This is a genomic window from Micromonospora sp. NPDC047756, from assembly GCF_055587245.1.
In genome coordinates, this window is record NZ_JBVJGQ010000004.1 from 595,506 (window position 1) to 620,494 (window position 24,989).

General features: G+C 71.7%; 23 protein-coding genes. 5 read left to right on the forward strand and 18 right to left on the reverse strand.

The genetic code is table 11. The features are described from left to right. Positions 1–28 precede the first annotated feature (28 nt). Both ACZ6NZ_RS15970 and ACZ6NZ_RS15975 read right to left on the reverse strand, forming a co-directional pair. Positions 29–601, reverse strand: coding sequence for a peptide deformylase (locus ACZ6NZ_RS15970; protein WP_465858759.1), 573 nt, complete (start codon positions 599–601; stop codon positions 29–31). Beyond that, complete coding sequence (locus tag ACZ6NZ_RS15975) at positions 598–1,110, reverse strand: glycine cleavage system transcriptional repressor (RefSeq protein WP_465858760.1); 513 nt, start codon at positions 1,108–1,110, stop codon at positions 598–600. The genes ACZ6NZ_RS15970 and ACZ6NZ_RS15975 overlap by 4 nt, the downstream gene beginning before the upstream one ends. 96 nt (positions 1,111–1,206) lie before the next feature. Between ACZ6NZ_RS15975 and ACZ6NZ_RS15980 the strand changes: the two genes are divergently transcribed. Beyond that, positions 1,207–2,118, forward strand: a complete 912-nt coding sequence (locus ACZ6NZ_RS15980; protein ID WP_465858761.1) for an HhH-GPD family protein — start codon at positions 1,207–1,209, stop codon at positions 2,116–2,118. Positions 2,119–3,038: 920 nt separating this feature from the next. Here ACZ6NZ_RS15980 and ACZ6NZ_RS15985 read toward each other — a convergent pair. From ACZ6NZ_RS15985 to lysS, 3 genes are all read right to left on the reverse strand, one after another. Continuing rightward, entirely contained in the window at positions 3,039–5,582 is a 2,544-nt protein-coding gene (locus ACZ6NZ_RS15985) for an ATP-dependent Clp protease ATP-binding subunit (protein ID WP_366610951.1), read from the reverse strand. 571 nt (positions 5,583–6,153) lie between these two features. After that, on the reverse strand, positions 6,154–6,498 hold the full coding sequence (locus tag ACZ6NZ_RS15990; protein WP_036392792.1) for a histone-like nucleoid-structuring protein Lsr2: 345 nt from the start codon (positions 6,496–6,498) through the stop codon (positions 6,154–6,156). A 112-nt stretch (positions 6,499–6,610) separates the two neighbouring features. After that, positions 6,611–8,119, reverse strand: a complete 1,509-nt coding sequence (lysS, locus tag ACZ6NZ_RS15995) for a lysine--tRNA ligase (protein WP_465858762.1) — start codon at positions 8,117–8,119, stop codon at positions 6,611–6,613. An 88-nt stretch (positions 8,120–8,207) separates the two neighbouring features. Between lysS and ACZ6NZ_RS16000 the strand changes: the two genes are divergently transcribed. After that, positions 8,208–8,948 carry a class I SAM-dependent methyltransferase gene (locus tag ACZ6NZ_RS16000; RefSeq protein WP_465858763.1) on the forward strand — a complete coding sequence of 247 codons (741 nt, stop codon included), beginning with the start codon at positions 8,208–8,210 and terminating at the stop codon, positions 8,946–8,948. Between the two features lie 34 nt (positions 8,949–8,982). On the opposite strand, the gene ACZ6NZ_RS16005 is transcribed toward ACZ6NZ_RS16000, so the two are convergent. The 7 genes from ACZ6NZ_RS16005 to ACZ6NZ_RS16035 form a co-directional block, all read right to left on the reverse strand. Then, complete coding sequence (locus ACZ6NZ_RS16005) at positions 8,983–9,741, reverse strand: type III pantothenate kinase (protein ID WP_465858764.1); 759 nt, start codon at positions 9,739–9,741, stop codon at positions 8,983–8,985. Between the two features lie 17 nt (positions 9,742–9,758). Next, the gene (nadC, locus tag ACZ6NZ_RS16010) at positions 9,759–10,655 is read right to left on the reverse strand and encodes a carboxylating nicotinate-nucleotide diphosphorylase (protein WP_465858765.1); all 897 of its coding nucleotides are present in this window, start codon (positions 10,653–10,655) and stop codon (positions 9,759–9,761) included. Next, a complete protein-coding gene (locus ACZ6NZ_RS16015) occupies positions 10,652–12,346 on the reverse strand; it encodes an L-aspartate oxidase (RefSeq protein ID WP_465858766.1) in 1,695 nt (564 codons plus the stop codon). Before ACZ6NZ_RS16015 ends, nadC begins: the two co-directional genes overlap by 4 nt. A 98-nt stretch (positions 12,347–12,444) precedes the next feature. Continuing rightward, positions 12,445–13,341 carry a septum formation family protein gene (locus ACZ6NZ_RS16020; protein ID WP_465858767.1) on the reverse strand — a complete coding sequence of 299 codons (897 nt, stop codon included), beginning with the start codon at positions 13,339–13,341 and terminating at the stop codon, positions 12,445–12,447. Between the two features lie 96 nt (positions 13,342–13,437). Continuing rightward, complete coding sequence (gene panD, locus ACZ6NZ_RS16025; protein WP_355005947.1) at positions 13,438–13,866, reverse strand: aspartate 1-decarboxylase; 429 nt, start codon at positions 13,864–13,866, stop codon at positions 13,438–13,440. A gap of 45 nt (positions 13,867–13,911) precedes the next feature. Further along, a complete protein-coding gene (gene panC / locus ACZ6NZ_RS16030; protein ID WP_465858768.1) occupies positions 13,912–14,760 on the reverse strand; it encodes a pantoate--beta-alanine ligase in 849 nt (282 codons plus the stop codon). Positions 14,761–14,815: 55 nt separating this feature from the next. Further along, positions 14,816–15,781, reverse strand: a complete 966-nt coding sequence (locus ACZ6NZ_RS16035; protein ID WP_465858769.1) for a Rossmann-like and DUF2520 domain-containing protein — start codon at positions 15,779–15,781, stop codon at positions 14,816–14,818. A gap of 254 nt (positions 15,782–16,035) precedes the next feature. On the opposite strand from ACZ6NZ_RS16035, the gene ACZ6NZ_RS16040 reads away from it, so the two are divergent. After that, the gene (locus ACZ6NZ_RS16040) at positions 16,036–17,337 is read left to right on the forward strand and encodes an SAM-dependent methyltransferase (RefSeq protein ID WP_465858770.1); all 1,302 of its coding nucleotides are present in this window, start codon (positions 16,036–16,038) and stop codon (positions 17,335–17,337) included. Beyond that, positions 17,334–18,521 carry an NADH-quinone oxidoreductase subunit D gene (locus tag ACZ6NZ_RS16045; protein ID WP_355005951.1) on the forward strand — a complete coding sequence of 396 codons (1,188 nt, stop codon included), beginning with the start codon at positions 17,334–17,336 and terminating at the stop codon, positions 18,519–18,521. Before ACZ6NZ_RS16040 ends, ACZ6NZ_RS16045 begins: the two co-directional genes overlap by 4 nt. An 18-nt stretch (positions 18,522–18,539) precedes the next feature. Here the strand turns inward: ACZ6NZ_RS16045 and ACZ6NZ_RS16050 are convergent, their stop codons facing one another. The 4 genes from ACZ6NZ_RS16050 to ACZ6NZ_RS16065 all read right to left on the reverse strand — a co-directional run bounded on the left by ACZ6NZ_RS16050 (position 18,540) and on the right by ACZ6NZ_RS16065 (position 22,983). Beyond that, on the reverse strand, positions 18,540–20,246 hold the full coding sequence (locus tag ACZ6NZ_RS16050) for a hypothetical protein (protein ID WP_465858771.1): 1,707 nt from the start codon (positions 20,244–20,246) through the stop codon (positions 18,540–18,542). 108 nt (positions 20,247–20,354) lie between these two features. Next, positions 20,355–21,359 carry a glycine betaine ABC transporter substrate-binding protein gene (locus ACZ6NZ_RS16055; RefSeq protein ID WP_366612207.1) on the reverse strand — a complete coding sequence of 335 codons (1,005 nt, stop codon included), beginning with the start codon at positions 21,357–21,359 and terminating at the stop codon, positions 20,355–20,357. 200 nt (positions 21,360–21,559) lie between these two features. Further along, positions 21,560–22,300, reverse strand: a complete 741-nt coding sequence (locus tag ACZ6NZ_RS16060) for an ABC transporter permease (protein WP_465858772.1) — start codon at positions 22,298–22,300, stop codon at positions 21,560–21,562. Further along, positions 22,297–22,983: an ABC transporter permease gene (locus tag ACZ6NZ_RS16065; protein WP_465858773.1), complete on the reverse strand. Its 687-nt coding sequence runs from the start codon at positions 22,981–22,983 to the stop codon at positions 22,297–22,299. The genes ACZ6NZ_RS16060 and ACZ6NZ_RS16065 overlap by 4 nt, the downstream gene beginning before the upstream one ends. A gap of 2 nt (positions 22,984–22,985) precedes the next feature. Here ACZ6NZ_RS16065 and ACZ6NZ_RS16070 point away from each other — a divergent pair, with 2 nt between their 5' ends. After that, on the forward strand, positions 22,986–23,990 hold the full coding sequence (locus ACZ6NZ_RS16070; RefSeq protein WP_465858774.1) for an ABC transporter ATP-binding protein: 1,005 nt from the start codon (positions 22,986–22,988) through the stop codon (positions 23,988–23,990). Between the two features lie 93 nt (positions 23,991–24,083). Here ACZ6NZ_RS16070 and ACZ6NZ_RS16075 read toward each other — a convergent pair whose 3' ends face one another. Together ACZ6NZ_RS16075 and ACZ6NZ_RS16080 are read right to left on the reverse strand one after the other, a co-directional pair. Further along, the gene (locus ACZ6NZ_RS16075; RefSeq protein WP_465858775.1) at positions 24,084–24,515 is read right to left on the reverse strand and encodes a hypothetical protein; all 432 of its coding nucleotides are present in this window, start codon (positions 24,513–24,515) and stop codon (positions 24,084–24,086) included. 125 nt (positions 24,516–24,640) lie between these two features. Continuing rightward, positions 24,641–24,949 (reverse strand): hypothetical protein, encoded by a 309-nt coding sequence (locus ACZ6NZ_RS16080; RefSeq protein WP_366612215.1) that lies wholly within the window; start codon positions 24,947–24,949, stop codon positions 24,641–24,643. Between the last annotated feature and the right edge of the window lie 40 nt (positions 24,950–24,989).

Genomic DNA, 24,989 nt, shown 5'->3' on the forward strand with positions numbered 1-24,989 from the left:
CGTCCACTCAGGACGGACAGCTCACCGGTCACAGGTAGACCTTGCGCTGATAGACCGCGTGCGCACCGGCGACCCGGTCCAGGAAGAGCAGCCCCGCACAGTGGTCGATCTCGTGCTGCAACGCCCGAGCCTCGAAGCCGTCGGTCACCAGCCGGACCGGCTCGCCGCTGCCCGGCAGATCACCCTCCACCACCAGCCGGCTGGCCCGCTTCACGTCGCCGGTCAGGTCCGGCACCGACATGCAGCCCTCCCGGCCGGGCTTCCACCGCGTCGCCTCGACCACGCGCGCGTTGCACAACACGAACGTGCCGTGCACCGTCACCGCCTTCGGGTGCCCGGTCACGTCGACGGCGAAGACCCGAGCGCCCACCCCGACCTGCGGCGCGGCCAGCCCCACGCAGCCCGGCGAGACCCTCATCGTGGCGATCAGGTCGGCCGCGAGTTGGACCGTCTCCTTCGCCGTGGGGTCGACCTCGTCCGCGGCCCGACTCAGCACCGGATGCGGGGCGGACACCACCGCCCGCACCTCGCCCGGCACATCCAGTGACTCCGGACTCCAGTCCCTGAGGCCGACCTCCGGCCCACGCTCCTCGCCGGTCACAACAGGTCCGGGTCCGCCGGCCGGAGGGTGACCTCCACGCCCAGCTCGGCAGCCGTCCGGTGCAGCCGGTCGAGCAGCGTCTCCGCCACACCGGCCGGCAACTCGACCTCCGCCAGGACCACGTAGAGCGCACCGGTCAACCGGGTACTCAGGTCGGTGACATTCCCCCCGGCGTCCACCAGTACCCGCGTCATCGCCGCGACGATCCCCATCCGGTCCGAACCGTGCACCGCCATCACGTACGGCTCACCCACCGGAGGAACATCGCCGTCCGGGGTGACCGCGCGTACCGTCGCCAGCAGCTGGCCCTCGGCGGCCAGCGACGCCAGCGCGGCCTCGACCTCGCCGGCGGCCGGGCCGGTGCAGATGAGGGTCATCGCGAAATGCCCCCGCAGCCGCGTCATCGTGCTGTCGGTGAGGTTCGCGCCCAGTCGGGCCAGCACCTCCGCGACATCGGCCACGATGCCCGGCCGGTCCCGGCCGATGACGGTGATCGCGAGCTCGTTCATCCGCGCATTCTCCCCCGCCCGCCGAACGAGGACGTGGCACCCCGCCCGAGCCGCCCACCCAACGGGAACGCCGGGCGTGACATCATCGACGACGCCATGACTCAACCCGACTTCGCCACCCTGGTCAGCCGGTGGTTCCAGCAGCACGCCCGTGACCTGCCGTGGCGCGATCCCGGCGTCACCCCGTGGGCCATCCTGGTCAGCGAGGTCATGCTCCAGCAGACACCGGTGGTCCGAGTGGTCCCGGCCTGGCAGGCCTGGCTGGCCCGCTGGCCGGACCCGGCCGCCTTGGCGGCGGACACCCCGGCCGAGGCGATCCGGATGTGGGGACGCCTCGGCTACCCCCGTCGGGCGGTCCGGCTACGCGAGTGCGCGGTCGCGATCGTCGACCGGCACGGCGGCCAGGTGCCGGACCGGCTGGAGCACCTGCTCGCGCTGCCCGGCGTCGGCACGTACACCGCTCGGGCGGTGGCCGCCTTCGCGTACGGGCAACGGCATCCCGTCGTCGACACCAACGTACGACGGGTGGTGTGCCGGGCGGTGGCCGGCGAACCGGACGCCGGACCCGTCACCCGGCCAGCGGACCTCGTCGCCACCGAGGAGCTGCTTCCTGCCGAACCGGCCGCCGCGGCACTGGCCAGCGCCGCGTTCATGGAACTGGGCGCGGTGATCTGCACAGCCCGATCACCGCGCTGCACCGCCTGCCCCGTCGAGTCGGTCTGCGCCTGGCGGGCGTCCGGCCAGGAGGCGCCGACCGGGCCGACCCGCAGACCCCAGCGGTACGCGGGCACCGACCGGCAGGTCCGCGGTCTGTTGCTCGGAGTGCTCCGGGACAGCAACGGACCGGTCCCCCACCAGCGGTTGGACCAGGTCTGGACCGACGACGTGCAACGCGCCCGCGCCCTCGCCGGGCTGGTGCAGGACGGGCTGGTCGAACCCGCCGGCACCGACGCCTTCCGCCTGGCCGGTGACGGCCCGTCCCTGCCAACAGCGGACCTCACCACCTGACCCACCCCACCCGGCCCATCCTGCGCGCCGACCCATGGCCCACGCGCCCCCGCCGCACACTCTCACCGCGCGCCCCGCGCGCCTGGGCCGCGCGCGCCTGGGCGGCACACCCGCCCTCGCCCCGCGTCCCGCCCGCGCCGCACGCCCGCGCCGCACGCCCCGCCCGCGCCGCACGCCCCGCCCGCGCCGCACGCCCCGCCCGCGCCTCGCGCCCGCCCACGCCTCGCGCCCTCAATGCGCGCCTCGCGCGTAAAGCAGAGGCCGCGATCCGCGCCTCTCATCTCAAGATCGTGCTCGATCATGGATGTAGTGGTGTCGGGCGCGCCGGATGCCACTACATCCAGGTTGTTGCGCGATCTTGGGAGCCGGGGCCTTCACTGGGAGCGAGGCCGGCGGCAGCTCACCACCCCGCCCCTGTTTCGCCTACAACATCAGGGAAGGTGCTGCCTCGCGGCGTCCGGAGGCAGCACCTTCCCTGATGTTGTGAGGATCTTGCCGAGCACGGCAGCCGGAGCGGCCGGATGCGGGCGGGGCAGGTGCGACGCGGGGGCGGGCCGGGAGGGCGCGAGCGGGAGCGAGCAGACCCGTGCCTGCGGCGACGGCGGCGATGCCGGCAAACAGGGCGCAGCGGGCGATGCGCGAGGGCGCAAAGGCGGGGCGATGCGGGAGGTGATGCGCAAGGGCGACGCGGGAGGCGACGCACAAGGGCGACGCGCGAGGGCGCAAAAGGCGGGGCGACGCGCGAGCCGATGCGCAAGGGCGATGCGCGAAGCGATACGCGAGGGCGTGCGCGAGGACGATGCGCGAAGCGATACGCAAGGGCGATACGCGAGGGCGATGCGCGAAGCGATACGCGAGGGCGCAAAAAGGCGGGGCCCCGGTGGCTCGCGCCACCGAGGCCCCGCCCCTTGCTGGTTGTGTTACTCGTCCACGCCCGCTGCGGCGGTGCCAGCGGCAGTGCCACCGAGGTCGGCCGGGACGGCGTCCGGAACTTCGACCGGCTTTTCCGAGCCCCGGAAGACGAGCTTGGACTTGTCGATGTCGTCCGGGTCGCCCTCGCAGTCCACCACGACGATCTGACCCGGGGTCAGCTCGTTGAACAGGATCCGCTCGGAGAGGTTGTCCTCGATGTCGCGCTGGATCGTGCGACGAAGCGGACGGGCACCGAGCACCGGGTCGAAGCCCTTCGCGGCCAGGTACTTCTTGGCGTTGTCGGTCAGCTCCAGACCCATGTCCTTGTTCCGCAGCTGTCCCTCGATCCGCTGGATCATGATGTCCACGATCGAGAGGATCTCGGTCTGGCGCAGCTGGTGGAAGACGATGGTGTCGTCGATCCGGTTGAGGAACTCAGGCCGGAAGTGCTGCTTGAGCTCGTCGTTGACCTTCTGCTTCATCCGGTCGTAGTTGGACTCGGAGTCCTCCGACTGCTGGAAGCCCAGCGACACCGCCTTGGCGACGTCACGGGTGCCCAGGTTGGTGGTCAGGATGATGACCGTGTTCTTGAAGTCCACGATCCGACCCTGACCGTCGGTGAGCCGACCGTCTTCGAGGATCTGCAGGAGCGTGTTGAACACGTCCGGGTGGGCCTTCTCGATCTCGTCGAAGAGGACCACCGAGAACGGCCGACGCCGCACCTTCTCGGTCAGCTGCCCGCCCTCGTCGTAGCCGACGTAGCCGGGAGGGGCACCCACGAGCCGGGAGACCGTGTAACGGTCGTGGAACTCGGACATGTCCAGCTGGATGAGGGCGTCCTCGCTGCCGAAGAGGAACTCGGCGAGCGCCTTGGACAGCTCGGTCTTACCGACACCGGACGGGCCGGCGAAGATGAACGAGCCCGACGGGCGCTTCGGGTCCTTCAGGCCGGCCCGGGTACGCCGGATCGCCTTCGAGACCGCCTTGACCGCGTCCTCCTGGCCGATGACGCGCTTGTGCAGCTCGTCCTCCATGCGCAGCAGGCGCGAGGTCTCCTCCTCGGTCAGCTTGTAGACCGGGATGCCGGTCCAGTTGCCGAGAACCTCGGCGATCTGCTCGTCGTCGACCTCGCTGACGACGTCCAGGTCACCGGCCTTCCACTCCTTCTCCCGCTGAGCCTTCTGGCCGAGGAGCTGCTTCTCCTTGTCGCGCAGCTGGGCGGCGCGCTCGAAGTCCTGCGCGTCGATCGCGGACTCCTTGTCGCGACGCACCTGGGCGATGCGCTCGTCGAAGTCGCGCAGGTCTGGCGGCGCGGTCATCCGACGGATCCGCATCCGGGCGCCGGCCTCGTCGATCAGGTCGATCGCCTTGTCCGGGAGGAAGCGGTCGGAGATGTACCTGTCGGCCAGGGTCGCGGCAGCCACGAGGGCCGCGTCCGTGATCGAGACACGGTGGTGAGCCTCGTAGCGGTCCCGCAGACCCTTGAGGATCTCGATGGTGTGGGCCAGCGACGGCTCACCCACCTGGATCGGCTGGAAGCGGCGCTCGAGAGCGGCGTCCTTCTCCAGGTGCTTGCGGTACTCGTCGAGCGTGGTGGCACCGATGGTCTGCAGCTCACCACGGGCCAGCATCGGCTTGAGGATGCTCGCGGCGTCGATCGCGCCCTCGGCGGCACCCGCACCCACCAGGGTGTGGATCTCGTCGATGAACAGGATGATGTCGCCGCGGGTGCGGATCTCCTTGAGCACCTTCTTGAGGCGCTCCTCGAAGTCACCGCGGTAGCGGGAACCAGCGACGAGCGCGCCCAGGTCGAGCGTGTAGAGCTGCTTGTCCTTGAGGGTCTCGGGCACCTCGCCCTTGATGATCTTCTGGGACAGGCCCTCCACCACGGCGGTCTTACCGACGCCGGGCTCACCGATCAGGACCGGGTTGTTCTTGGTACGGCGGGAGAGCACCTGCATGACCCGCTCGATTTCCTTCTCGCGCCCGATGACCGGGTCGAGCTTGCCCTCGCGGGCGGCCTGGGTCAGGTTGCGGCCGAACTGGTCCAGCACGAGGCTGGTCGACGGCGCGGCCTCACCCGGCGCGGCGCCCGCGGCGGCAGGCTCCTTGCCCTGGTAGCCGGAGAGCAGCTGGATCACCTGCTGGCGGACCCGGTTGAGGTCGGCGCCGAGCTTGACCAGCACCTGGGCGGCGACGCCCTCGCCCTCACGGATCAGCCCGAGCAGGATGTGCTCGGTGCCGATGTAGTTGTGGCCGAGCTGCAGCGCCTCGCGCAGCGACAGCTCCAGCACCTTCTTGGCCCGCGGCGTGAACGGGATGTGCCCGCTCGGCGCCTGCTGGCCCTGGCCGATGATCTCCTCGACCTGCTGGCGGACGCCCTCCAGGGAGATGCCGAGGCTCTCCAGGGCCTTAGCCGCGACGCCTTCACCTTCGTGGATCAGGCCCAGCAGGATGTGTTCCGTACCGATGTAGTTGTGGTTGAGCATCCGGGCCTCTTCTTGGGCCAGGACGACAACCCGTCGCGCTCGGTCGGTGAACCGCTCGAACATGCCCTCGTGCTCCTCACGTGCCGTGCGCCTTGATGGTCAAGATCTTGGCGGGGCCGGTGCACGAACGTCCAGGACGGGCGTCCGTGCCTCCTTACTCTATCGTCGCTGACCGACTCCGCTGAGGTCGTGTGTCTCTGCTCCGGGTCGGTTCCACGTCGTTTTGAACAACCGTCCGCGCTCAGGAGGTGTTCCGGTAGCCCTGTCGCTACGCGCAGAGCGAAATCCGACTGACTCGGCGGAGGCCCGATCCGGGGTCCCGAAGCGCTCCGGGAGGCCCCGGAGGGCGGACCGGCGGTCACGACGAGCGCCGCGCCGGCCCCTTGAGGAAGGTTGTCCACAGGCTGTGGACAGCTGTTCCACTGGTTGTGGACAACGCCGGTGGGCCCGGATTGCTTCCCGGCCCCGAACAGGCCCGACGCCACCGCCCGGATACGGCACCACCGTCCGGATGCGGCGACATCATCCGGGTACGGCACGACCGTCCGGATACGGCGACGCCGGCCCGGAGGACTCCCCCGGCCCGGCGTCGGTGTCGCCTGCGGTGGCGGCTCGCCACCGTGCTGCTGACTGATCAGCGCTTCGCGTGGAACTCGTCCACGATCTCCTGCGGGATACGACCCCGGTCCGAGATGTCCTTGCCGGCCTTCTTGGCCCACTCCCGGATCGCCTTGTTCTGTTCCCGATCTGCGGTCGCGCCACCCCGACCGCGGGCAGCCCGCCCACCGATCACGACACCACCGCGGCCGACCTTGGTGCCGGCGCCCACGTACGAGGCAAATGCATCCCGCAATTTCGCGGCGTTGGCGCTCGACAGGTCGATCTCGTACTGAACGCCGTCGAGGGCGAACTTGACGGTCTCGTCCGCGTCCCCGCCGTCCAGGTCATCGACCAGCTTGTGAATGATCTGCTTGGCCACGTCCCACATTCCTTTCGAGCAGGGTGCTCCTGCTAACGAGAGCACAATAACCCGCGCGCTGCTCGTCGCGTCAATAGGCTCCGGTTACGGCTCGGCGTACGACCGGAGGGGACTACTCCGGGCGGACCAACGGGAAGAGGATCGTTTCCCGAATTCCGAGGCCGGTCAGGGCCATCAAGAGGCGGTCGATTCCCATTCCCATACCGCCGGCCGGTGGCATTCCATACTCCATCGCCCGAAGAAAGTCCTCGTCGAGACGCATCGCCTCGTCGTCGCCGCGAGCCGCCAGCCGCGCCTGGGCCACCAGCCGCTCCCGCTGCACGATCGGGTCGACCAGCTCGGAGTATCCGGTGCCCAGCTCGAAACCGAGCACGTAGAGGTCCCACTTCTCGGCCAGACCCGGCTCGCTGCGGTGGCCCCGGGTGAGCGGACTGGTCTCCTCCGGGTAGTCCCGCACGAAGGTGGGTGCCTCCAGGCCCGGAACGACCAGTTCCTCGAACAGTTCCTCGGCCAGCTTGCCCGGTCCCCACTTCGGGTCGACCGCCAATCCCACCTTGTCGGCGTACTCCACCAGACGGGTCCGGTCGGTGCGGACCGTGACCTCCTCGCCGAGCGCTTCGGAAAGCACGCCGAAGAGTGTCACCTGCCGCCACTCACCACCCAGGTCGAACTCCCGCCCGTCGGCGTGGGTCACCACCGTCGAACCGCTCACCGCGATGGCCGCCTGTTGCACGAGATTACGGGTCAGCTCGCCGATCGTGTCGTAGTCGCCGTACGCCTGGTAGGTCTCCAGCATCGCGAACTCCGGCGAGTGCGAAGAGTCGACACCCTCATTACGGAAGTTGCGGTTGATCTCGAAGACGCGGTCGACGCCGCCGACCACCGCGCGCTTGAGAAACAGTTCGGGCGCGATTCGCAGATACAGATCGGTGTTCAACGCATTGCTGTGGGTCACGAACGGTCGGGCTGTCGCGCCGCCATGCAGCAGTTGCAACATCGGCGTTTCCACCTCGATGAAGCCCTGCCCGTGCAGGGAATCGCGCAGACTGCGCACCGTGGCCGCGCGGGTGCGCACCATCTCCCGCGCCTGGGGCCGGACAATCAGGTCGACATAACGCTGCCGGACGCGTGCCTCCTCGGAGAGGGGCTTGTGGGCCACCGGCAACGGCCGCAGCGCCTTGGCGGTCATTTCCCACTGCTGGGCCAGCACCGACAACTCGCCCCGGCGGCTGGTGATCACCTCGCCGGTCACGCCGACGTGGTCGCCGAGGTCGACGAGGCGCTTCCACGCCTCCAGCCGCTCCGGCCCGACCCGGTCCAGGGAGAGCATCGCCTGCAACTCGGTGCCGTCGCCGTCCCGGAGGGTGGCGAAGCAGAGCTTGCCCGTGTTGCGTACGAAGATCACCCGGCCGGTGACAGCGACCTGGTCGCCGGTCGCGGTGTCGGTGGGCAGGTCGGCGTAGGTCGCCCGGACCTGCGCCAGGGTCGTCGTGCGGGGGAAGCCGACCGGGTACGGCTCGACGCCCTCGGCGAGCATCCGGTCCCGCTTTTCCCGGCGGACCTTCATCTGCTCGGGAAGGTCGTCGGCGGGGTCCACTGGCACGGGGTTCTGCTCGGTCACGGCACGCTTCCTCGTCACGGAGATACAGGGGGTCAGGGCCGAGCGTACTCAAGCGCGCCTGAGGCCGTTACGGGATAACCTGCCCGTCATGGTCGATCACACTCACGCCCTGTCGTTCGGTGTCGCCGCGAGTGATTACGACCGGTTTCGGCCACGCTATCCCGCGGCTGCGGTCAGCTGGGCACTCGACGGGCTGAGCGAAGCCCGGGTGGTCGATCTCGCTGCGGGCACCGGCATCCTGAGCCGCGCCGTGCTGGCCCTCGGTCACGAGGTCGTACCGGTCGAGCCCGATCCGGGGATGCGGACGCAGCTCGACGCCAGCACCCCGGGCACGACGGCGCTGGCGGGCAGCGCCGAGGCCATGCCGCTGCCCGACGCGGCGGCGGACGCGGTGCTGGTCGGGACGGCGTACCACTGGTTCGACCGGGAGCCCGCGCACGCCGAGATCGCCCGGGTGCTCCGCCCCGGCGGCACCTTCGCCCCCATCTGGAACATCCGGGACGGCAGCGTCGACTGGGTGGCCGAGCTGGGTCGAATCGCCCACTTCGGCGACAAGTCGACCAGCGAGGTCTTCGGCGAGCGAGCCGACTTCGGCCCCGCGTTCGACGCCGTCGAGAAGCGCGAGTTCGCGCACCGCACCACGCTCACGCCGGACGAGCTACACGGCATGGTCCGCACCCGCTCGTACTGGCTCACCGCCTCCAGCACCGATCAACGGCAGGTCGAGCGGGAACTGACCGACCTCCTCGACACCCACCCCGCCCTGGCTGGCCGGGACACCATCGAACTGCCGTACCGGACGCTGGTGCTGCGCGCCCGACGGCGCTGACGCCCGCACGGAGGCCGGCCCGACGGCGGCCGGGTCAGAGGTTGCGGTCGTAGACCATCCGCAGGCCGATCAGGGTGATCATCGGCTCGTGGTGGGTGATGCTGCGACACTCGTTGATCACCAGAGAGGCGAGGCCGCCGGTGGCGATCACCGCCCGCACCTCGCCCAACTCCTCGGTCATCCGCTCGACGATCCGGTCCACCTGCCCGGCGAAGCCGAAGTACAGGCCGGCCTGAAGGCACTCCACGGTGTTCTTGCCGATCACCGAGCGGGGCTTGGTGGCCTCGACCTTGCGCAGTTGCGCGGCCCGGGCGGCCAACGCGTCGAAGGAGATCTCGATGCCCGGAGCGAACGCCCCGCCGAGGAACTCACCGCGCTCGCTGATCACATCGAAGTTGGTGGTGGTGCCGAAGTCCACCACGATCGACGGACCGCCGTAGAGGGTGTACGCAGCCAGGGTGTTCACCACCCGGTCGGAGCCCACCTCCTTGGGGTTGTCGATCGCCAACTGCACGCCGGTCCGCACGCCCGGCTCGACGACGACGCTCGGCACCTCCGCGTAGTAGCGGCTGAGCATGGTGCGCAGCGACCGCAGCGCCGCCGGCACGGTGGAGCAGGCGGCCACACCGGTGATCTCGACGTTGTCCCCGGCGAGCAGACCCCGGAACATCAGGCCCAGCTCGTCCGCCGTCGAGCGGGCATCGGTCTTGATCCGCCAGGAGTGCACCAGCTTGTCGCCGTCGAAGGTCGCCAGCACGGTGTTGGTGTTTCCGATGTCGATGCAGAGCAGCACGAACGCAGCCTAGACAACTACTCGCCGCGCAGGTCCAGCGCGATGTCCAGGATCGGCGACGAGTGCGTCAACGCGCCCACCGAGAGGAAGTCCACGCCGGTGGCCGCGTACCGGCCGGCCACCTCCAGGGTCAGCCCGCCGGTCGCCTCCAACTCCGCCCGGTCACCCACCGCGGCCACCGCCCCGGCCAGCACCTCCGGCGTCATGTTGTCGCAGAGCAGGAAGTCCGCGCCGGCCTCCACCGCCTCCACCGCCTCGTCGACAGTGGTCACCTCGACCTGCACCGGCACCTCCGGGAATGCCTCCCGGACCCGCCGGTAGGCGGCGGTGATGCTCCCGGCCGCCAGCTTGTGGTTGTCCTTGATCATGGCCACGTCGTAGAGGCCCATCCGTTTGTTGGTGCCGCCGCCGGCCCGCACCGCGTACTTCTCCAGCGCCCGCAGGCCCGGTGTCGTCTTGCGGGTGTCCAGCACCATCGCCTTCGAGCCGGCCAGCGCGTCCGCCCAGGCGCGGGTGTGCGTCGCCACCCCGGACATCCGGCAGAGCAGGTTGAGCGCCGTCCGCTCGGCCGTCAGCAGCAGCCGGGTCGGGCCGGTCACCGTCGCCAGCACGTCGCCGCGGGCCACCCGCTCGCCGTCGCGGGCCAACACCGACACCTCGACGGTACGACCGAAGCCGGTCACCTCACCCACCAGCTCGAACACCGCAGCGGCCACCGCCATCCCGGCCAACACCCCGTCCGCGCGGGCCACCAGGTCGGCGGTGTCGATCTGATCCGCCGCAATGGTGGCCACGCTGGTGACGTCCAGAAAATCCGGGCCCAGATCCTCTTCCAGCGCGCCCTCGATCACCTGTCGTACGTGCGCCGGATCCAACCCCGCCACCCGCAACGCCGTCTCCGTCGACTCGATCACGAGTTCCCCTCCCACTGTTGCGTCACCCGGCCCTGCGCCCCGACCGCACCGACCAGATGGCCCAGCCACCGTTCGTCGGCCGTCGGGAAGTCCTCCCGCCAGTGGCAGCCCCGGGTCTCCCCACGGGCGTACGCGGCGGCAACCAGCGTCGACGCCACGGTGAGCAGGTTCGTCGCCTCCCAGTCGGCGGTCCGCGGCCGGCCCCGGGCCACGCCCAGGTCGGTCAACGTGCCGGCCGTCCCGGCCAACGTCGCCGCGGATCGGAGCACCCCCGCCCCCCGGGTCATCGCCCGTTGCAGGGTCGGCGTCACCTCCGCCGGCAGCACCCAACCCGTACCGCCACGCCACGCGCCGGTCTCCGCCGGCTGGGCCTGCTCGGGCAGGCCGGCCGCGATGTCCTCGGCGATCCGTCGGGAGAAGACCAGACCCTCCAGCAGCGAGTTGCTGGCCAGCCGGTTCGCGCCGTGCACACCCGTGCAGGCCACCTCGCCGCAGGCGTACAGGCCCGGGATCGAGGTACGGCCGCGCAGGTCGGTCCGGACCCCGCCGGAGGCGTAGTGGGCGGCCGGCGCGACCGGGATCAGATCGGTCGCCGGGTCCACGCCGATCGCCAGGCAGGACGCCACGATGGTGGGGAACCGACCGGCCAGGAAGTCGCCGCCCAGGTGCCGTGCGTCGAGGAAGACGTGGTCCGCTCCGGTGGCCAGCAGCACCCGGTGGATGCCCTTGGCCACCACGTCCCGGGGTGCCAGCTCGGCCAACTCGTGCTGGCCCACCATGAACCTCTTGCCGTCCGCGTCGACCAGGTACGCGCCCTCGCCGCGCAACGCCTCCGAGACCAGCGGCTGCTGCGCGTGCCCCGCCCCGGGCACCCCCGCGCCGGACGGGGTGATCAGGGCGGTCGGGTGGAACTGGACGAACTCCACGTCGGTCACGGCCGCGCCGGCCCGCAGCGCCAGCGCCACCCCGTCGCCGGTGGAGACCGCCGGGTTGGTGGTGGCCGAGAAGATCTGGCCCATGCCACCGGTCGCGAGCACCACGGCACGGGCCAGCAGCGCGCCGACCCCGTCCTCGCTGCCCTCACCCAACACGTGCAGGGTGATCCCGCAGGCCGGGCCGAGCCCGTCCGGGCCGTCGCCGGGCGCGCGTAGGAGATCCAGCACGAGGGCGTGCTCGACCAGCCGGATCCACGGGTCGCGCTGCACCGCGGCGTGCAGGGCCCGCTGCACCTCCGCGCCGGTGGCGTCGCCCCCGGCGTGCACGATCCGGTCCGCCCGATGCCCACCCTCGCGGGTCAGCATCAGCGAGCCGTCCGCATGGCGATCGAACTCGGCGCCGATCCGGATCAGCTCACGGAGCCGGGTCGGGCCCTCCTCGACCAGCACCCGGACCGCCGCCGGGTCGCACAGCCCGACGCCGGCGACCTCGGTGTCCCGGGCGTGCGCCGCCGGGGTGTCGGCCGGGTCGAGCACGGCGGCGATGCCACCCTGCGCCCACCGGGTCGAGCCGTCGTCAATGTTGACCTTGGTGACCACCGTGACGTGCAGACCCGCCTCCCGCAGGTGCAGCGCCGCGGTCAAACCGGCCACGCCGGAACCCACCACGATCACGTCGGTGGTCTCCACCCAGCCGGGCGCGGGCGCGGCCAGCAGCGCGGGCAGGGCAGGCAGGTCGACGGTCGGAAGGTCCATCCCCCCAGTCAACCCGAACCATCCTCGCCCGGGGCGGCGGGGGCGGGACGAGTGTTTTGGGCGACCCCGTCCGTCCCGCGCCGACGGTCAGGCCGTGGTCACTTCGTCCGGACCGGCAGACCAGCCAGGCCCGCGCCCTTCAACGAGGCGGTCACCGTACGGTCGCTGAGCCACAGATAGCAGCGGACGCCCCGATCACCGACCTTCCAACGCCCCGCCCCCGGCGGACGGACCACCACACCGCTGCGGAAGCGCAACCTGGCGTCGTCAGGTACGCCCGCGTACCGGGCCAGGACGCTACGACACCCCGTGTAGAGCGGCAGCCAGTCGGCGTCCCGGGTCGGGTACGCCACGTCCGGTGCGCGCCACACCCCGACGAACTCGGCGTCGTGCCGTTTGCCGCACTCCACCGGGGTCAGCGTCTGCACACCCCGGCCGGCGCCACCACGGGTCTGCTGGCAACCGAGGCGCAGCCCGGAGGGCCCCTTCAACGCGTCCCGCAGACTGCCCGCACGGACCACCACGGTGGCCGCCGCCTCGACGGTGGTCAGCTCGGTGAGGTCGCAGCGGAACCACCGGGAACCCGCCGCCCACCCCGGCTTGTTGGGCAGCGCCACCGACAGCCGCAGCCGGCCGGACCGCCAGTCGTCACCCACGTAGCTGGTCGCCCGGGTGTCGCACTCGGCGAACGCACCCCGCAGCTCGGCCGAACCACCCGCCGGAGCGGCCACCCGCTCGGCCGGGAAAGCCCCGACGTGCACCGTCTCCAGGCGGTGCGGCCCGGCGCAGTCCACCGGCTCGTAACTGGCGAGGCTGACCAGGTCGGTGAAGTCGGCGGCGTGACACACACCGGCGGCCGGCGTGAACGCCGACGGTGCCGGCAACGCCGCCCAGTCGTCGGTCAGATCACCGTCCAGGCCACCGGACCCGGCGCAGCCCACCAGCAGCACTGCCGTCACGGCAGCGGCGAACAGGGTCGTCATGGCACGGCTCATCGCGGCCTCCCCCAGCCACCGACCGGCTTTCGCCAGCGTGCCCAGGGTAACCGGAAATGACCTTCCGGTAACAGACCGGAATCACGGTACGGAGGATCAGACTCCGGACACGGCCAACGGGCTGGGCACCGGGCTACCGGCCGTGCCCGGCGCCGCCGCAGCCGGATCGGTCCCCAACTCGATCACCCGGTTGTCGGCGTCGACGTGCACGACCCGCGGCCGGTACGTCCGGGCCTCGGCGTCGTCCATCTGCCCGTACGAGATCAGGATGACCAGGTCACCGGGGTGCACCAGGTGCGCGGCGGCACCGTTGATACCGATCACGCCGCTGCCCCGCTCACCCGGGATCACGTACGTCTCCAGCCGAGCGCCGTTGGTGATGTCCACGATCGCCACCTGCTCGCCGGGGAGCAGGTCGGCGGCGTCGAGCAGATCCTCGTCCACGGTCACCGAACCGACGTAGTGCAGGTCGGCCTGGGTCACCGTGGCTCGGTGGATCTTCGACTTGAGCATGGTCCGCAACATCGGAGTGGCCTTTCGCGGTTATCGGTGGCGGGTGGTACGGCCGGGTCAGGGGCGTGGGGCGAGGTGGATCGCCGCATTGTCGATCAACCGGGTGGCACCCACCCAGGCGGCGATCACCAGCCGAGCCGGCCCAGCCACCGGACCCGGTTCCAACTCGGGATCGGTGAGCACCAGGTAGTCGAGGCGGGCACCGGGCGTACCGGCGCCGAACGCGGCGTGCGCGGCGGTCAGCACCGCGGCCGCGTCCAGGCCGTCGTCGGCGGCCTGCGCGCCGGCCCGCAACGCGGCGGACAGGCTCAGCGCGGCGGCCCGCTCCGGCTCACTGAGGTAACGGTTGCGGCTGGAGAGGGCGAGCCCATCCGGCTCCCGGACGGTCGGCACGCCAACCACCTCGACCGGCACGTCCAGGTCGCGGGCCATCCGCCGGACCAAGGTCAGCTGCTGGTAGTCCTTCTCGCCGAAGAACGCCAGGTCCGGCCGGGTGAGCTGGAGCAGCTTCAGCACCACCGTGAGCACCCCGTGAAAGAAGCCGGGGCGGCTCGCCCCCTCCAGCTCGCCGCCGAGCTGGCCCGGATCGAGGCGTACGCGGGGCTGACCGTCCGGGTACATGTCCGCCACCGACGGGGCGAAGACCAGATCCGCGCCCGCCCGCCGGCACACCTCCAGGTCGGCCTCAAGGGTGCGCGGGTAGCGGTCGAAGTCCTCGTTCGGCCCGAACTGCAACGGGTTCACGAAGACCGTGACCAGCACGTGGTCGGCCTGTTCCCGGGCCGCGCGCAGCAACGTCTCGTGCCCGGAGTGCAGCGCACCCATGGTCATCACCACCCCGACCGTGCCCTTCAGCCCAGCCCGGGCCTCGGCCAACTCGGCGCGCGTGTGCACGACCTGGGTCACAGCTCCACCTCGGTTCGCGACTGCGGGGCTCGCAGGATCGGCTCACTCCTCGCGCTCACGCGGCCACCTCCCGACCGCTGTCGGCCAGGACGCCGAGCAGCGACTGTGCGTCCACCGGCCGCAACCGGCCGGCGGCGATCGCCCGGTCGGCGGTACGACGGGCCAACGCCAGGTACGCGGGCACGGATTCCGGTGCGGTGACCGCCAACCGGGCCAGGTGCCGCTGCACGGTGCCCGCGTCGCCACGGGAGACCGGGCCGGTCAACGCGTCGTCGCCGAGCAGCAGCGCGTTCTCCAGGGCGGCCCGCAGCAGCGGAGCGAGCACCTTCTCCGGCCGGGCCACCCCGGCGTCCCGCAACCGGTCGGTCGCCTCGTTGACAAGGGTCACCAGGTGGTTCGCGCCGTGGGCCAGCGCGGCGTGGTAGAGCGGGCGGTCCGACTCGGCCACCCACTCGGGCACGCCACCGAGGTCGGCGACCAGCCGGGCAGCAAGTGGGCGCAGCTCCGCCGGGGCGGTCACCCCGTACGAGATGCCGTCGAGGCGGGCCAGGTCGTCCGGCGTACCGGTGAAGGTCATCGCGGGGTGCAGGGCGAGTGCCCGGGCACCGGCCGCGACGGCTGGCCCGAGCACGGCCAGGCCGTGCGCCCCCGAGGTGTGCGCGACGATCTGGCCCGGGTGTAGCGCGCCCCGCTCGGCGAGATCGGTCACCACACCGGCCAGCCTGTCGTCCGGTACCGCGATCAGCAGCAGGTCAGCGGCGGCGTGGGCCACGGCGGTGACCGGACGGCGGGGCACCTCGGGCAACAGCAGGGCGAGGCGGGCGCGGCTGGCTCCGGAGCTGCCGGAGACGGCGACCACCCGGTGCCCGGCGGCGACGAGCGCGGCACCCAGCACGGCGCCGACCCGACCGGCGCCAATGACACCGACGGTGAGCAGACGAGAGGTGGTGGGAGTGGCGGAGGCACCGGGAACGGCGGGCCCGTGCGGGGCGGCCGGACGCGGGCGCAACGGTGCGCTCATGACGACGATCCAGTCCTCGAGAAGGGGTACCGGTCGATCGCAAGTATGCGCCCGGCCCACCGAACCCGGACAAGCATGTGTGAAAACCTTCACCACCGCCTCAAGTGCCCTCCACCACCGTCCCGGACCGCCCCAGACCAGCGCGTTCTGCCCGTGCCCATGATCAAGTGCTGAAAAGTAGGTGACCCGAGCGTTTCTGACCTACTTTTCATCACCTGATCACCGTGCGCCGAGCTGCATTCGGAGTGGAACTGATGTCGATCGCCTGGCGACCCGCGATGAGCCGAGCCCTCTACGGGCCGGGCGGCTTCTTCGTCGCCGGCAGCGGCCCGGCCGAGCACTTCCGCACCAGCGTGCACGCCTCCCCGGCCTTCGCCACCGCGCTGCTGCGCCTGCTCACCCAGGTCGACGCGGCCCTCGGGCATCCGTCACGGTTCGACGTGGTCGACGTGGGGGCGGGGCGGGGCGAGTTGCTACGCGCTCTCGCCGAGCTCGCTCACGATCCCGCCGGGCTCGCGGTGGGGGTTTCCGGGGAGCCCGCCCACTCCGGGCGGTCAGGCTTGGTCCCTGCGTGGTCGGGCTCCCCGGAAACCCTGACTCCCACGACCTCCGCCCGCCCGGCACCCGACGGGCCGTCGTTTGCCGCCGTCCGTCCGTCGCTCGCCGGACGCGTTCGCTTCACAGCCGTCGAGTACGCGCCGCGCCCGGAGAACCTGCCCAAGGAGATCAACTGGACGTCTGAGATCCCTGCCGGGATCACGGGAGTGCTGCTCGCCACAGAGTGGCTGGACAACGTCCCCCTCGACGTGGCAGTGCATTCCGAGAACGGCTGGCGATACGTGCTGGTCGACCCGGAGACCGGTGCGGAGACGATTGGTGAGCTGGTCAGCCCTGACGATCTTGATTGGCTCACACAGTGGTGGCCCAGCCCCACGAGCCTGCCCAGTACCGACCGCGCCCCGACTCCGGGGGTGACCTGGACGGACTCGACCAGCGACAGTGAGTCGGGTTTCGGGGCAGCCCGGCCGGCGCAGGGATCAAGCCTGACCGCCCGGAGCCGGCCGGGCTGCCTCGAAACCCCCCACGGCAACCAGAGGCGGGCCGAGATCGGCAGAAGCAGGGACGAGGCGTGGGCCAACGCGGTGCAGAGGATCAGCCGAGGGCTGGCCGTCGCGGTGGACTACGGGCACCTGATCGGCGACCGACCGGTGGACGGGACGTTGACCGGGTACCGGGGTGGGCGGCAGGTGCCTCCGGTGCCCGACGGGTCGAGTGATGTCACCGCGCATGTGGCCATGGACTCGGTCGCCTCCGCCGGTGCGGCGGTCGCCCGGTGCGCGTACTCCCTGGTGTTGCAGCGGGAGGCGCTGCGGGCGCTCGGGGCCGACGGTGGGCGACCACCGCTCAGCCTGGCCGGGACCGACCCGGTCGGCTACGTGCGGGCGCTGGCCGCCGCGTCGGCGGTGGCCGAGCTGACCGACCCGGTCGGGCTCGGCGGGCACTGGTGGTTGCGCCAGCCGGTCGGCATCCCGCTCGGGCCGGCCGTGGCACGATGACGGGCATGACCACCGACGCCGGGGACCTCCGTGAACTGACCGTCGGCACCGGGGCCGGGCTGATTCCCGGCACCGGTGATCAGCAACTCGGCACCGACATGGTGCTGAACATCGGCCCGCAGCACCCCTCCACCCACGGCGTGCTGCGGTTGAAACTGGTGCTCGACGGTGAGCGGGTGGTCGCCTGCGAACCGATCGTCGGCTACATGCACCGGGGGGCGGAGAAGCTCTTCGAGGTGCGTGACTACCGGCAGATCATCGTGCTGGCCAACCGGCACGACTGGCTCTCGGCGTTCTCCAACGAGCTGGGTGTGGTGCTCGCCGTGGAACGCCTGATGGGCATGGAGGTGCCGGAGCGGGCCACCTGGCTGCGAATGGCCCTCGCCGAGCTGAACCGGGTGCTGAACCACCTGATGTTCCTCGGCTCGTACCCGTTGGAGATCGGGGCGATCACGCCGATCTTCTACGCCTTCCGGGAACGCGAGACCATCCAGGCGGTGATGGAGGAGGTCTCCGGTGGCCGGATCCACTACATGTTCAACCGGGTGGGTGGCCTCAAGGAAGAGGTCCCGTACGGGTGGACCGGGCGGGCACGCGCCGCGATCGGCGAGGTACGCCGCCGGTTGCCCGACCTGGACCACCTGATCCGGCGTAACGAGATCTTCCTCGCCCGCACCGTCGGCGTGGGCGTGCTGTCCGCCGCGGACGCCGCCGCGTTCGGCGCGTCCGGGCCGGTGGCCCGCGCGTCCGGGCTCGACCTGGACCTGCGTCGCGACGACCCCTACCTGGCCTACGACGAGCTGGACGTGCCGGTGGTCACCAAGACCGCCGGCGACTGCCACGCCCGCTTCGAGGTGCTGCTCGACCAGGTGTACGCGTCACTGGACCTCGCCGAGCAGTGCCTCGACCGGGTGGACCGGCTGACCGGGCCGATCAACACCCGACTGCCGAAGGTGCTCAAGGCGCCGGAGGGGCACACGTACGCCTGGACGGAGAACCCGCTCGGCATCAACGGCTACTACCTGGTGTCGCGGGGTGAGAAGACGCCGTGGCGGTTGAAGCTGCGCACCGCCTCATACGCGAACGTGCAGGCGTTGGCCACCCTGCTCCCCGGCTGCCTGGTCCCCGACCTGATCGCGATCCTCGGCTCGATGTTCTTCGTGGTCGGCGACATCGACAAGTGACCCGGGTCGCCTGACCGGTCACCGCCAGCGGTCGGTGGGCGGCGCGCCCCCGGCACGCGGTACGTCGTCCTGCGGCGGGTAGCCGTAACGCTCGTCGACCCGCCGCCGGCCGGTCCGTTCCGGCGCGGGTTCCGGCTGGTGGCCGCGTTGGCGCGGTGGGCGCCACTCCTCCGGCACCGGCACACCGCCCACCGGCAGCGCGGGCCTTCCCGGCTCGGCCCGCCGACCACCGTCGTGGCGGCGCGGCTCCTCGTACCGGCCGGCGTCCTCGTGACGGCGCGGCTCCTCATACCGGCCGGCGTCCTCGTAGCGGCGCGGCTCCTCATACCGGCCGGTATCCTCGTGACGGCGCGGCTCCTCGTAGCGGCCGGCGTCCTCGTGACGGCGCGGCTCCTCGTGACGGCGCGGCTCCTCGTGGCGGACGGCGGCCCAGCGGTCGGCCACCCGGTACTCGGTGCCGGTGGCGTCGGCGTGCACCTCGGCCCGACGTTCGCCGACGCGCAGCTCTCGACCGTTCTCGTCGTCGCGGACGGCAGCCCACCGGTCACCGGCCCGCAGCTGGGACCAGTACTCGCCGGTGTCGTCGGCCCGCAACGGGGGCCCGGCCTGCGGTGCCGGGGCACCCGCCCGGTCGCGCTGCTCCGACCAGCCCCGATCGTCCGGGCTGTCCCAGGATTCCGCCGTCGTCCTCTCCGAGCTGCGGTGTGACCGGCCCACCGGGGCCGGCTCGTCGGGCTGGGCGTACGCGTCGCGCCGATCCGTCCACTCCGGCTCGTCGCGGCGGCCCGTCCAGCCCGCCTCGTCGCCGTACCCGGCTCGGGGGTGCTGCTCCGGCTCGCTCCTCGCCCGGCCAGCCGAGCGAGCAGGCTGATCGGCGTCGCCGCCCCGGGTCCACTCCTGCGCGGGTGGGGTCCACTGGCCGGCGTACCCGCCGCCGTAGCGCCCGGCCGGCTCGGCCGGACCGCCGTCGACCACCGTGTGCCGGGTGGTGACGTGCACGGTCTCGGTGTGCCGGACCACGCCACCCGAGCGGTGCCCCGTCTCGGGGCGGTCGTGCTCTCGGGGGCGAGCTGAGCCGTACGCGGTGGCGGCCGGTCGTTCCCCGCCGTACCTGCCGGAGGCGGCCGGCGGCTCGGCGGCCTCCCGGGCGTACGCCGGCTCGTCGTCGTCCGGCTGCCCGGAGCGCCCCCACCGGGGTGCGTCGTCGGGGCCGGAAACCCGGGCGCGGCCGGCCGGCGCGTCGGCCCGGTCAGGGGCCACCGGCGGTTCGTCCACCGGCGGCTCGACGGCGGCCACCCGGGCCCGTCCGGCGCCGGCCGGCTCGACGGCCGGGGCGGCACCGGCGAGGGCGGCACCAGTGGCGTCGAGACGACGGCGCAACGCCGTGATCCCCTCCTGGGCCCGTTGCGCCTGGTCCAGTGCCTGGTTACCGCGCTGGGCGGCGGCCACGATCTCACTGCGCAACTCCCGACGCAGCTCCTCGATCTCGTCCAGCAATTCGTCGGTCCTCGCTGAGGCGCCCTCGTTGTCGGGCCGCAGCGCGATGGAGAGGCCGATCAGCACCACCGCCAGGATGGCCAGCACTGCGGCGAAACGCAACGGACCATTGCCGTCGGCCACCAGCAGGATCAGCGCCGCCACCGGCGCGAGAGCGACGCCCGCCCAGAAGAGCATGGTCAGCAGCGGTGGTTGACGCCGGGCGTCAGGGGTGGCCGGGGCTGGCATGGATGTGCAGCCTACCGACGATGTCCGGCAGAGGGAACGGGGTCCCCGGGACGCGAGGACGCCCCCGCCCGGTCGGGCGGGGGCGTCCTCGACACCTACGGAAAGGGCTCAGCTGGTGGCGAAGGCGCCGTCCGAGGAGAAGATCAGACCCACGCTGATCGAGCCGTCGCGGAGCCCGCTCTTGGTCAGCGGCCCACCCTGGTCCAGGGAGGAGAACTTGCCGACCGACAGGCCGTAGGTCTTCTCCAGGCCCGGCTTGCAGAACGGACGCTGCTCGCACTCCGGCGGGCCACCCAGCACCGTCGCGCTGCCGGAGCACTTCGCCGCCAACTCGGAGAGGGTCCGCACGCCGTACTTGTCGGCGAAGGCCTGGGTCACCGCGAAGGCGTTCTGGTCCTGTGCGGCGGCCGGGGTGCCGAAGGTGAGGCCCGCCTTGTCGCCCTCGGTCTTCAACGCGGTCACCGTCGTGTTGACGTCCGGCGAGGAGATCGGCTGGGCGTTCGGACCGTTGGCCTTGGTGTTGAGGAACTCGGCCATCGTCGCCGCGTACTCCGGGACGACCTGGATCTCGCCCTTCTCCAGAGCCGGCGCGTAGAGCTCCCGGTTGCCGATCTGCTGAACCTTGACCTGGTAGCCGGCGGCGCCGAGCGCGATCCGGTACAGCTCGCCCAGGATCTGGCTCTCGGCGAAGTTGCCCGCGCCCACGGTGATGTCGCCACCCGGGCCCTTCGCGATGCCCGCGGTGAGGTTGTTCGCGCTGGCGAACTCCTCCGCCGCCACCTTGGGGGTCTTGCGGTCCTCGTTGACGGCCTTGTTGAGCTGGATCAGCTTCGGGGTGTCGAGGGCGGCGGAGACCTTGTCCAGTGCGGCGATCAGCTGCGGGTTGGCCGCCTTGCTGTTGACCGCGGGAATGACGTTGTCGGAGTTCTGGAGCTTCTTGTCGTCCTGCAGAGCGATCAGCTGCTGGCCGGCGACCGGGGCGCACCCGGCGCCGGAGGCGCTCGTCTGGGGTGCGTCGGTGCCGGACGAGCCGGCGTCACCGCAGCCGGTGAGCAGTGCTGCCCCGGCGACGGCGCTGACCGCCCCGATCGCCAGACGTGTACGTGCGCGCATGTGCCCGCCTTCCGTGTCCCGGCGCGGCCCGTCCCGGGCCGGCCGCGTGTCCGACGGGCGATCCTGACTGTCGGCCGCCCGCGAATGTCCACCCAACATGCTCCGGAACCGACCGACAACTTGAGATGGACTTCGTCACCCCATCGTCACCGAACTGACGGCTGTGGGTCGCCAGCTCGACGCGGGCTCACCCGGACGGGTCAGGCGCTCCCGGTGGCGTCGGCGGCCCGGGGTCGCCCGAGGCGCTGCCGCCCACGCCGCAGCGGCTTGGGGGTGACCAACCGTTCGACACCGCCGAGGACCACCTCGGCCAGCAGCGCGAGCCCGGCCACCAGCACACCACCGGCGAGGATCTGCCCGCCGCCGGCCGCGATACCGATGCCGAAGCCGGTCCGGATGATCTGGCCCAGGCCCCCGCCGTTGACGAAGGAGGCCAGCGCCGCGGTCGCGATCACCTGGACCGCCGCGGTGCGGAAGCCGGCCGCCAGATAGGGCACCGCGAGCGGCAACTCCACCCGGCGCAACAGCTGCCCGCCGGACAGGCCCATCCCCCGGGCCGCGTCGCGGGCCTCCGGGTCCACCTGCCGCACCCCGGTGTACGCGTTGGCCAGCAGCGGTGGCACGGCGAAGACGGCGAGCGCCACCACGACCGGTGTCTTCCCGAAGCCGCTGGCGAAGACCACCGGGAGGATGGTCAGCAACGCCAGGGTGGGGATGGCCAGGGTGGCATTGGAGATCAGCACCACGAGGCCACCACCTCGACCGAGGTGCCCCAACCAGAGCCCGAGCGGCCAGGCCACCAGGCAGCCGAGCGCCACGGCCAGGGCGGAGATCGTCAAGTGCTCGCCGAGCCGGTCCAACATGCCACCGGGGTTGGTCCAGTTCAGTGGGTCGTTGATCCAGGTGACGGCCTGACCGATCGGGTTCTCCGCGACGGTCACCGTGTCCTCCGGGTGGACCAGGGGGTCACCAGTCGGGCGACCAGGATGAGCAACAGGTCGAGCACGACCGCGAGCGCCACGCAGAGCAGTGCGGCCGTCATGATCTCGGCCTTGTAGAGGTTGTTCTGGAAGCCCGCGAAGATGAGCTGCCCGAGCCCGCCGTGCCCGACCAGCACCCCGACCGTGACCAACGCCACCGTCGAGACGGTCGCCAGCCGTACGCCGGTCACGATGCCCGGCAACGCCAGCGGGAGGTCGATCCGGAACAGCCGCCGCCAGCGGCCGTAACCCATGCCCTCGGCGGCCTCGCGAACCTCCGGGGGCACCTGGTTGAGGCCGGCCACCACGTTGCGCACGATCAGCAGCAGCGCATAGAGGACCAGCCCGACCAGCACCGTGGTCGCACCGGTGCCCAGGTAGGGGGCGATGAACGCGAAGAGCGCCAACGACGGGATGGTGTAGACCACCCCGCTGACAGCGAGGATCGGACCGGCGAGCGGACGGACCCAGTACGCCAGCACGGACAACGGCAGGGCGATCAGCACCGCGATCAACACCGCTCGCCCGGTGAGGGAGGCGTGTTCGCGCACCGCGGCGAGGATCGTGTCAGAGTTGTCCCGCACGTACTGCCAGGAGAACCAGGGGTTACCCGGGTCGGCCCGGTAGCTCAGGCGGAAGGACATACGTGGACGTTACCCCGGAGGCTGCCGGCGTGGCCCAATCCCCTCGCGCGGCGTCGATCTCCCTGGAGGGCATCCAGAAACGCTACCCGAATGGCACCGAGGCTGTCCGGGACCTCAGCCTGGAGGTCCGGGCCGGCGAGTTGGTGGTGCTGATCGGCCCGTCCGGCTGCGGCAAGTCGACGGTGCTGCGGATGATCAATCGCCTCATCGAACCGACCGCCGGTCGCATCACGCTCGGCGACGAGGACGTCACGAACGTCGACCCGGTGCGACTGCGCCGTCGCATCGGATACGTGATTCAGAACGTCGGCCTCTTTCCACACCAGACCGTGCGGGCCAACGTGGCCACCGTGCCGGGCCTGCTTCGCTGGCCCAAGGGCCAGACCCGGGCCCGGGTCGACGAACTGCTCGACCTGGTCGGGCTGGACCCGGCCGAGTTCGGCGGTCGCTATCCGCACGAGCTGTCGGGTGGCCAACGCCAGCGGGTCGGGGTGGCCCGGGCGCTCGCCGCCGACCCGGTGGTGCTGTTGATGGACGAGCCGTTCTCGGCCGTCGACCCGATCGTCCGGGCCCGCCTCCAGGAGGAGTTTCTGCGCCTCCAGGCCGAGGTACGCAAGACGATCGTGCTGGTCACCCACGACCTCGACGAGGCCGTCCGACTCGGTGACCGGATCGCCGTCCTCTCCGAGGGCGGGCACCTGGAGCAGTACGACACCCCCGCCGCGCTGCTCGGCGCACCCGCCACCGCGTTCGTACGCGAGTTCGTCGGCGCCGACCGGGGCATCCGCCGGTTGGCGGTCACCCCGCTCGACCGGGAGGCGCTGGAGCCGGTGCCCGAGGACGCCGCACCGGACCTGCCCACCGTCGCCGTGGATGCCTCGGCGTACGACGCGTTGGCGGTCCTGCTCACCTCGGGCCGGGACCGGCTCCTCGTGACCGACGCCGGCCGGCCGGTGGGCGCGCTCAGCCGGCAGCGCCTCCTCGACCTCGGCCGCCCGACGAGCTGACCCCGGCGCACGTACGACCGTCGCGCCTGGCCCCACCACGGTGCGGTCAGGCGCGTCGGCCGAGGTGGGTCAGGCGCGACCTCCGAGGTGGGGTCAGGCGCGATGGCCGAGGCTGGCGATGCCGATGATCCACCCGGTCAGGAAGCCGTAGCCGGCGCCGGCGCTGGCGTCCTGAAGGGCCCCCAGCAGTGACGGTGTCGGCCCGAGCAGCGCCGCCAACACCCCGGCCAGCCCGCCAGCCAGCACGTACGCGGCCCAGCCGGAGAAGAACTGGCTGACCGGGCCGGGCACCCGGGCGATCTGGGCGGCGGGCAACAGGTAGAGCAGCGCCACCGCGAGGACCACCAGCAGCACGGCTCGCAGGTCGGCGGCGAACAACCCGCCGGCCTGCCCGTCCGCGTCGAGCCGCCAGGCCGGCCAGGCGAGCAGGCGGGCGTAGAAGGCCCCGGCCGACTCCGGGTCGGTCAGGGTGACGGCCCAGCCGGTGTACGCCGGACTCCCGCAGATGCCGACCAGCAGCAACACGGCGAGCGCGCCGGTGCCGGCGGCCGTGCCGTAGCGGCTGACCGGGCCGGAACGGTGGACGAACGACGCGATGCGCCCAGGCCCCGAACCGGTGGCTCGGGCGGACCTGGGCTGCCCCGAGCGGCTCAGTGCTTCATCAGGTAGTCGATGAAGGCGGCCCGCAGCAGCGGCGCCGACTCCTCGTAGCCGTGACCGGTCAGCTCCCGCCACAGCGCGTTGGCCTCGTCGATCGTCGGGCCGATCGAGTTCGGGGCACCATCCAGCACCGTTGCCTCGTCCGCGTTCGGCAGGTGGCGGAGCACCGACCAGAAGAAGCCCACGTCCCGATGGTCCCGGGCTCGGGCGAACGCCCGCTCCCGCAACTCCTCGGTGGACAGCGCGTCAAGCTCCTCGAACGTGGTTCCGCCCGGGGTGGCGGCAGGTGAGTCGGTCATGTCGCCGAGCCTAACGGTCGAGATCAGCTCCGGCTCGGCG

Bases quoted from the DNA above. Each gene is read 5' to 3' on its own strand.
- panD (WP_355005947.1), bottom strand. From the start codon at position 13,866: ATGTTGCGGACCATGCTCAAGTCGAAGATCCACCGAGCCACGGTGACC.
- ACZ6NZ_RS16015 (WP_465858766.1), bottom strand. From the start codon at position 12,346: ATGGACCTTCCGACCGTCGACCTGCCTGCCCTGCCCGCGCTGCTGGCC.
- ACZ6NZ_RS16045 (WP_355005951.1), top strand. From the start codon at position 17,334: ATGACGGGCATGACCACCGACGCCGGGGACCTCCGTGAACTGACCGTC.
- ACZ6NZ_RS15975 (WP_465858760.1), bottom strand. From the start codon at position 1,110: ATGAACGAGCTCGCGATCACCGTCATCGGCCGGGACCGGCCGGGCATC.
- ACZ6NZ_RS16020 (WP_465858767.1), bottom strand. From the start codon at position 13,341: ATGAGCCGTGCCATGACGACCCTGTTCGCCGCTGCCGTGACGGCAGTG.
- ACZ6NZ_RS16080 (WP_366612215.1), bottom strand. From the start codon at position 24,949: ATGACCGACTCACCTGCCGCCACCCCGGGCGGAACCACGTTCGAGGAG.
- ACZ6NZ_RS16000 (WP_465858763.1), top strand. From the start codon at position 8,208: ATGGTCGATCACACTCACGCCCTGTCGTTCGGTGTCGCCGCGAGTGAT.
- ACZ6NZ_RS15980 (WP_465858761.1), top strand. From the start codon at position 1,207: ATGACTCAACCCGACTTCGCCACCCTGGTCAGCCGGTGGTTCCAGCAG.
- ACZ6NZ_RS16035 (WP_465858769.1), bottom strand. From the start codon at position 15,781: ATGAGCGCACCGTTGCGCCCGCGTCCGGCCGCCCCGCACGGGCCCGCC.
- ACZ6NZ_RS15985 (WP_366610951.1), bottom strand. From the start codon at position 5,582: ATGTTCGAGCGGTTCACCGACCGAGCGCGACGGGTTGTCGTCCTGGCC.
- ACZ6NZ_RS16040 (WP_465858770.1), top strand. From the start codon at position 16,036: ATGTCGATCGCCTGGCGACCCGCGATGAGCCGAGCCCTCTACGGGCCG.
- ACZ6NZ_RS16050 (WP_465858771.1), bottom strand. From the start codon at position 20,246: ATGCCAGCCCCGGCCACCCCTGACGCCCGGCGTCAACCACCGCTGCTG.
- ACZ6NZ_RS16065 (WP_465858773.1), bottom strand. From the start codon at position 22,983: ATGTCCTTCCGCCTGAGCTACCGGGCCGACCCGGGTAACCCCTGGTTC.
- ACZ6NZ_RS16055 (WP_366612207.1), bottom strand. From the start codon at position 21,359: ATGCGCGCACGTACACGTCTGGCGATCGGGGCGGTCAGCGCCGTCGCC.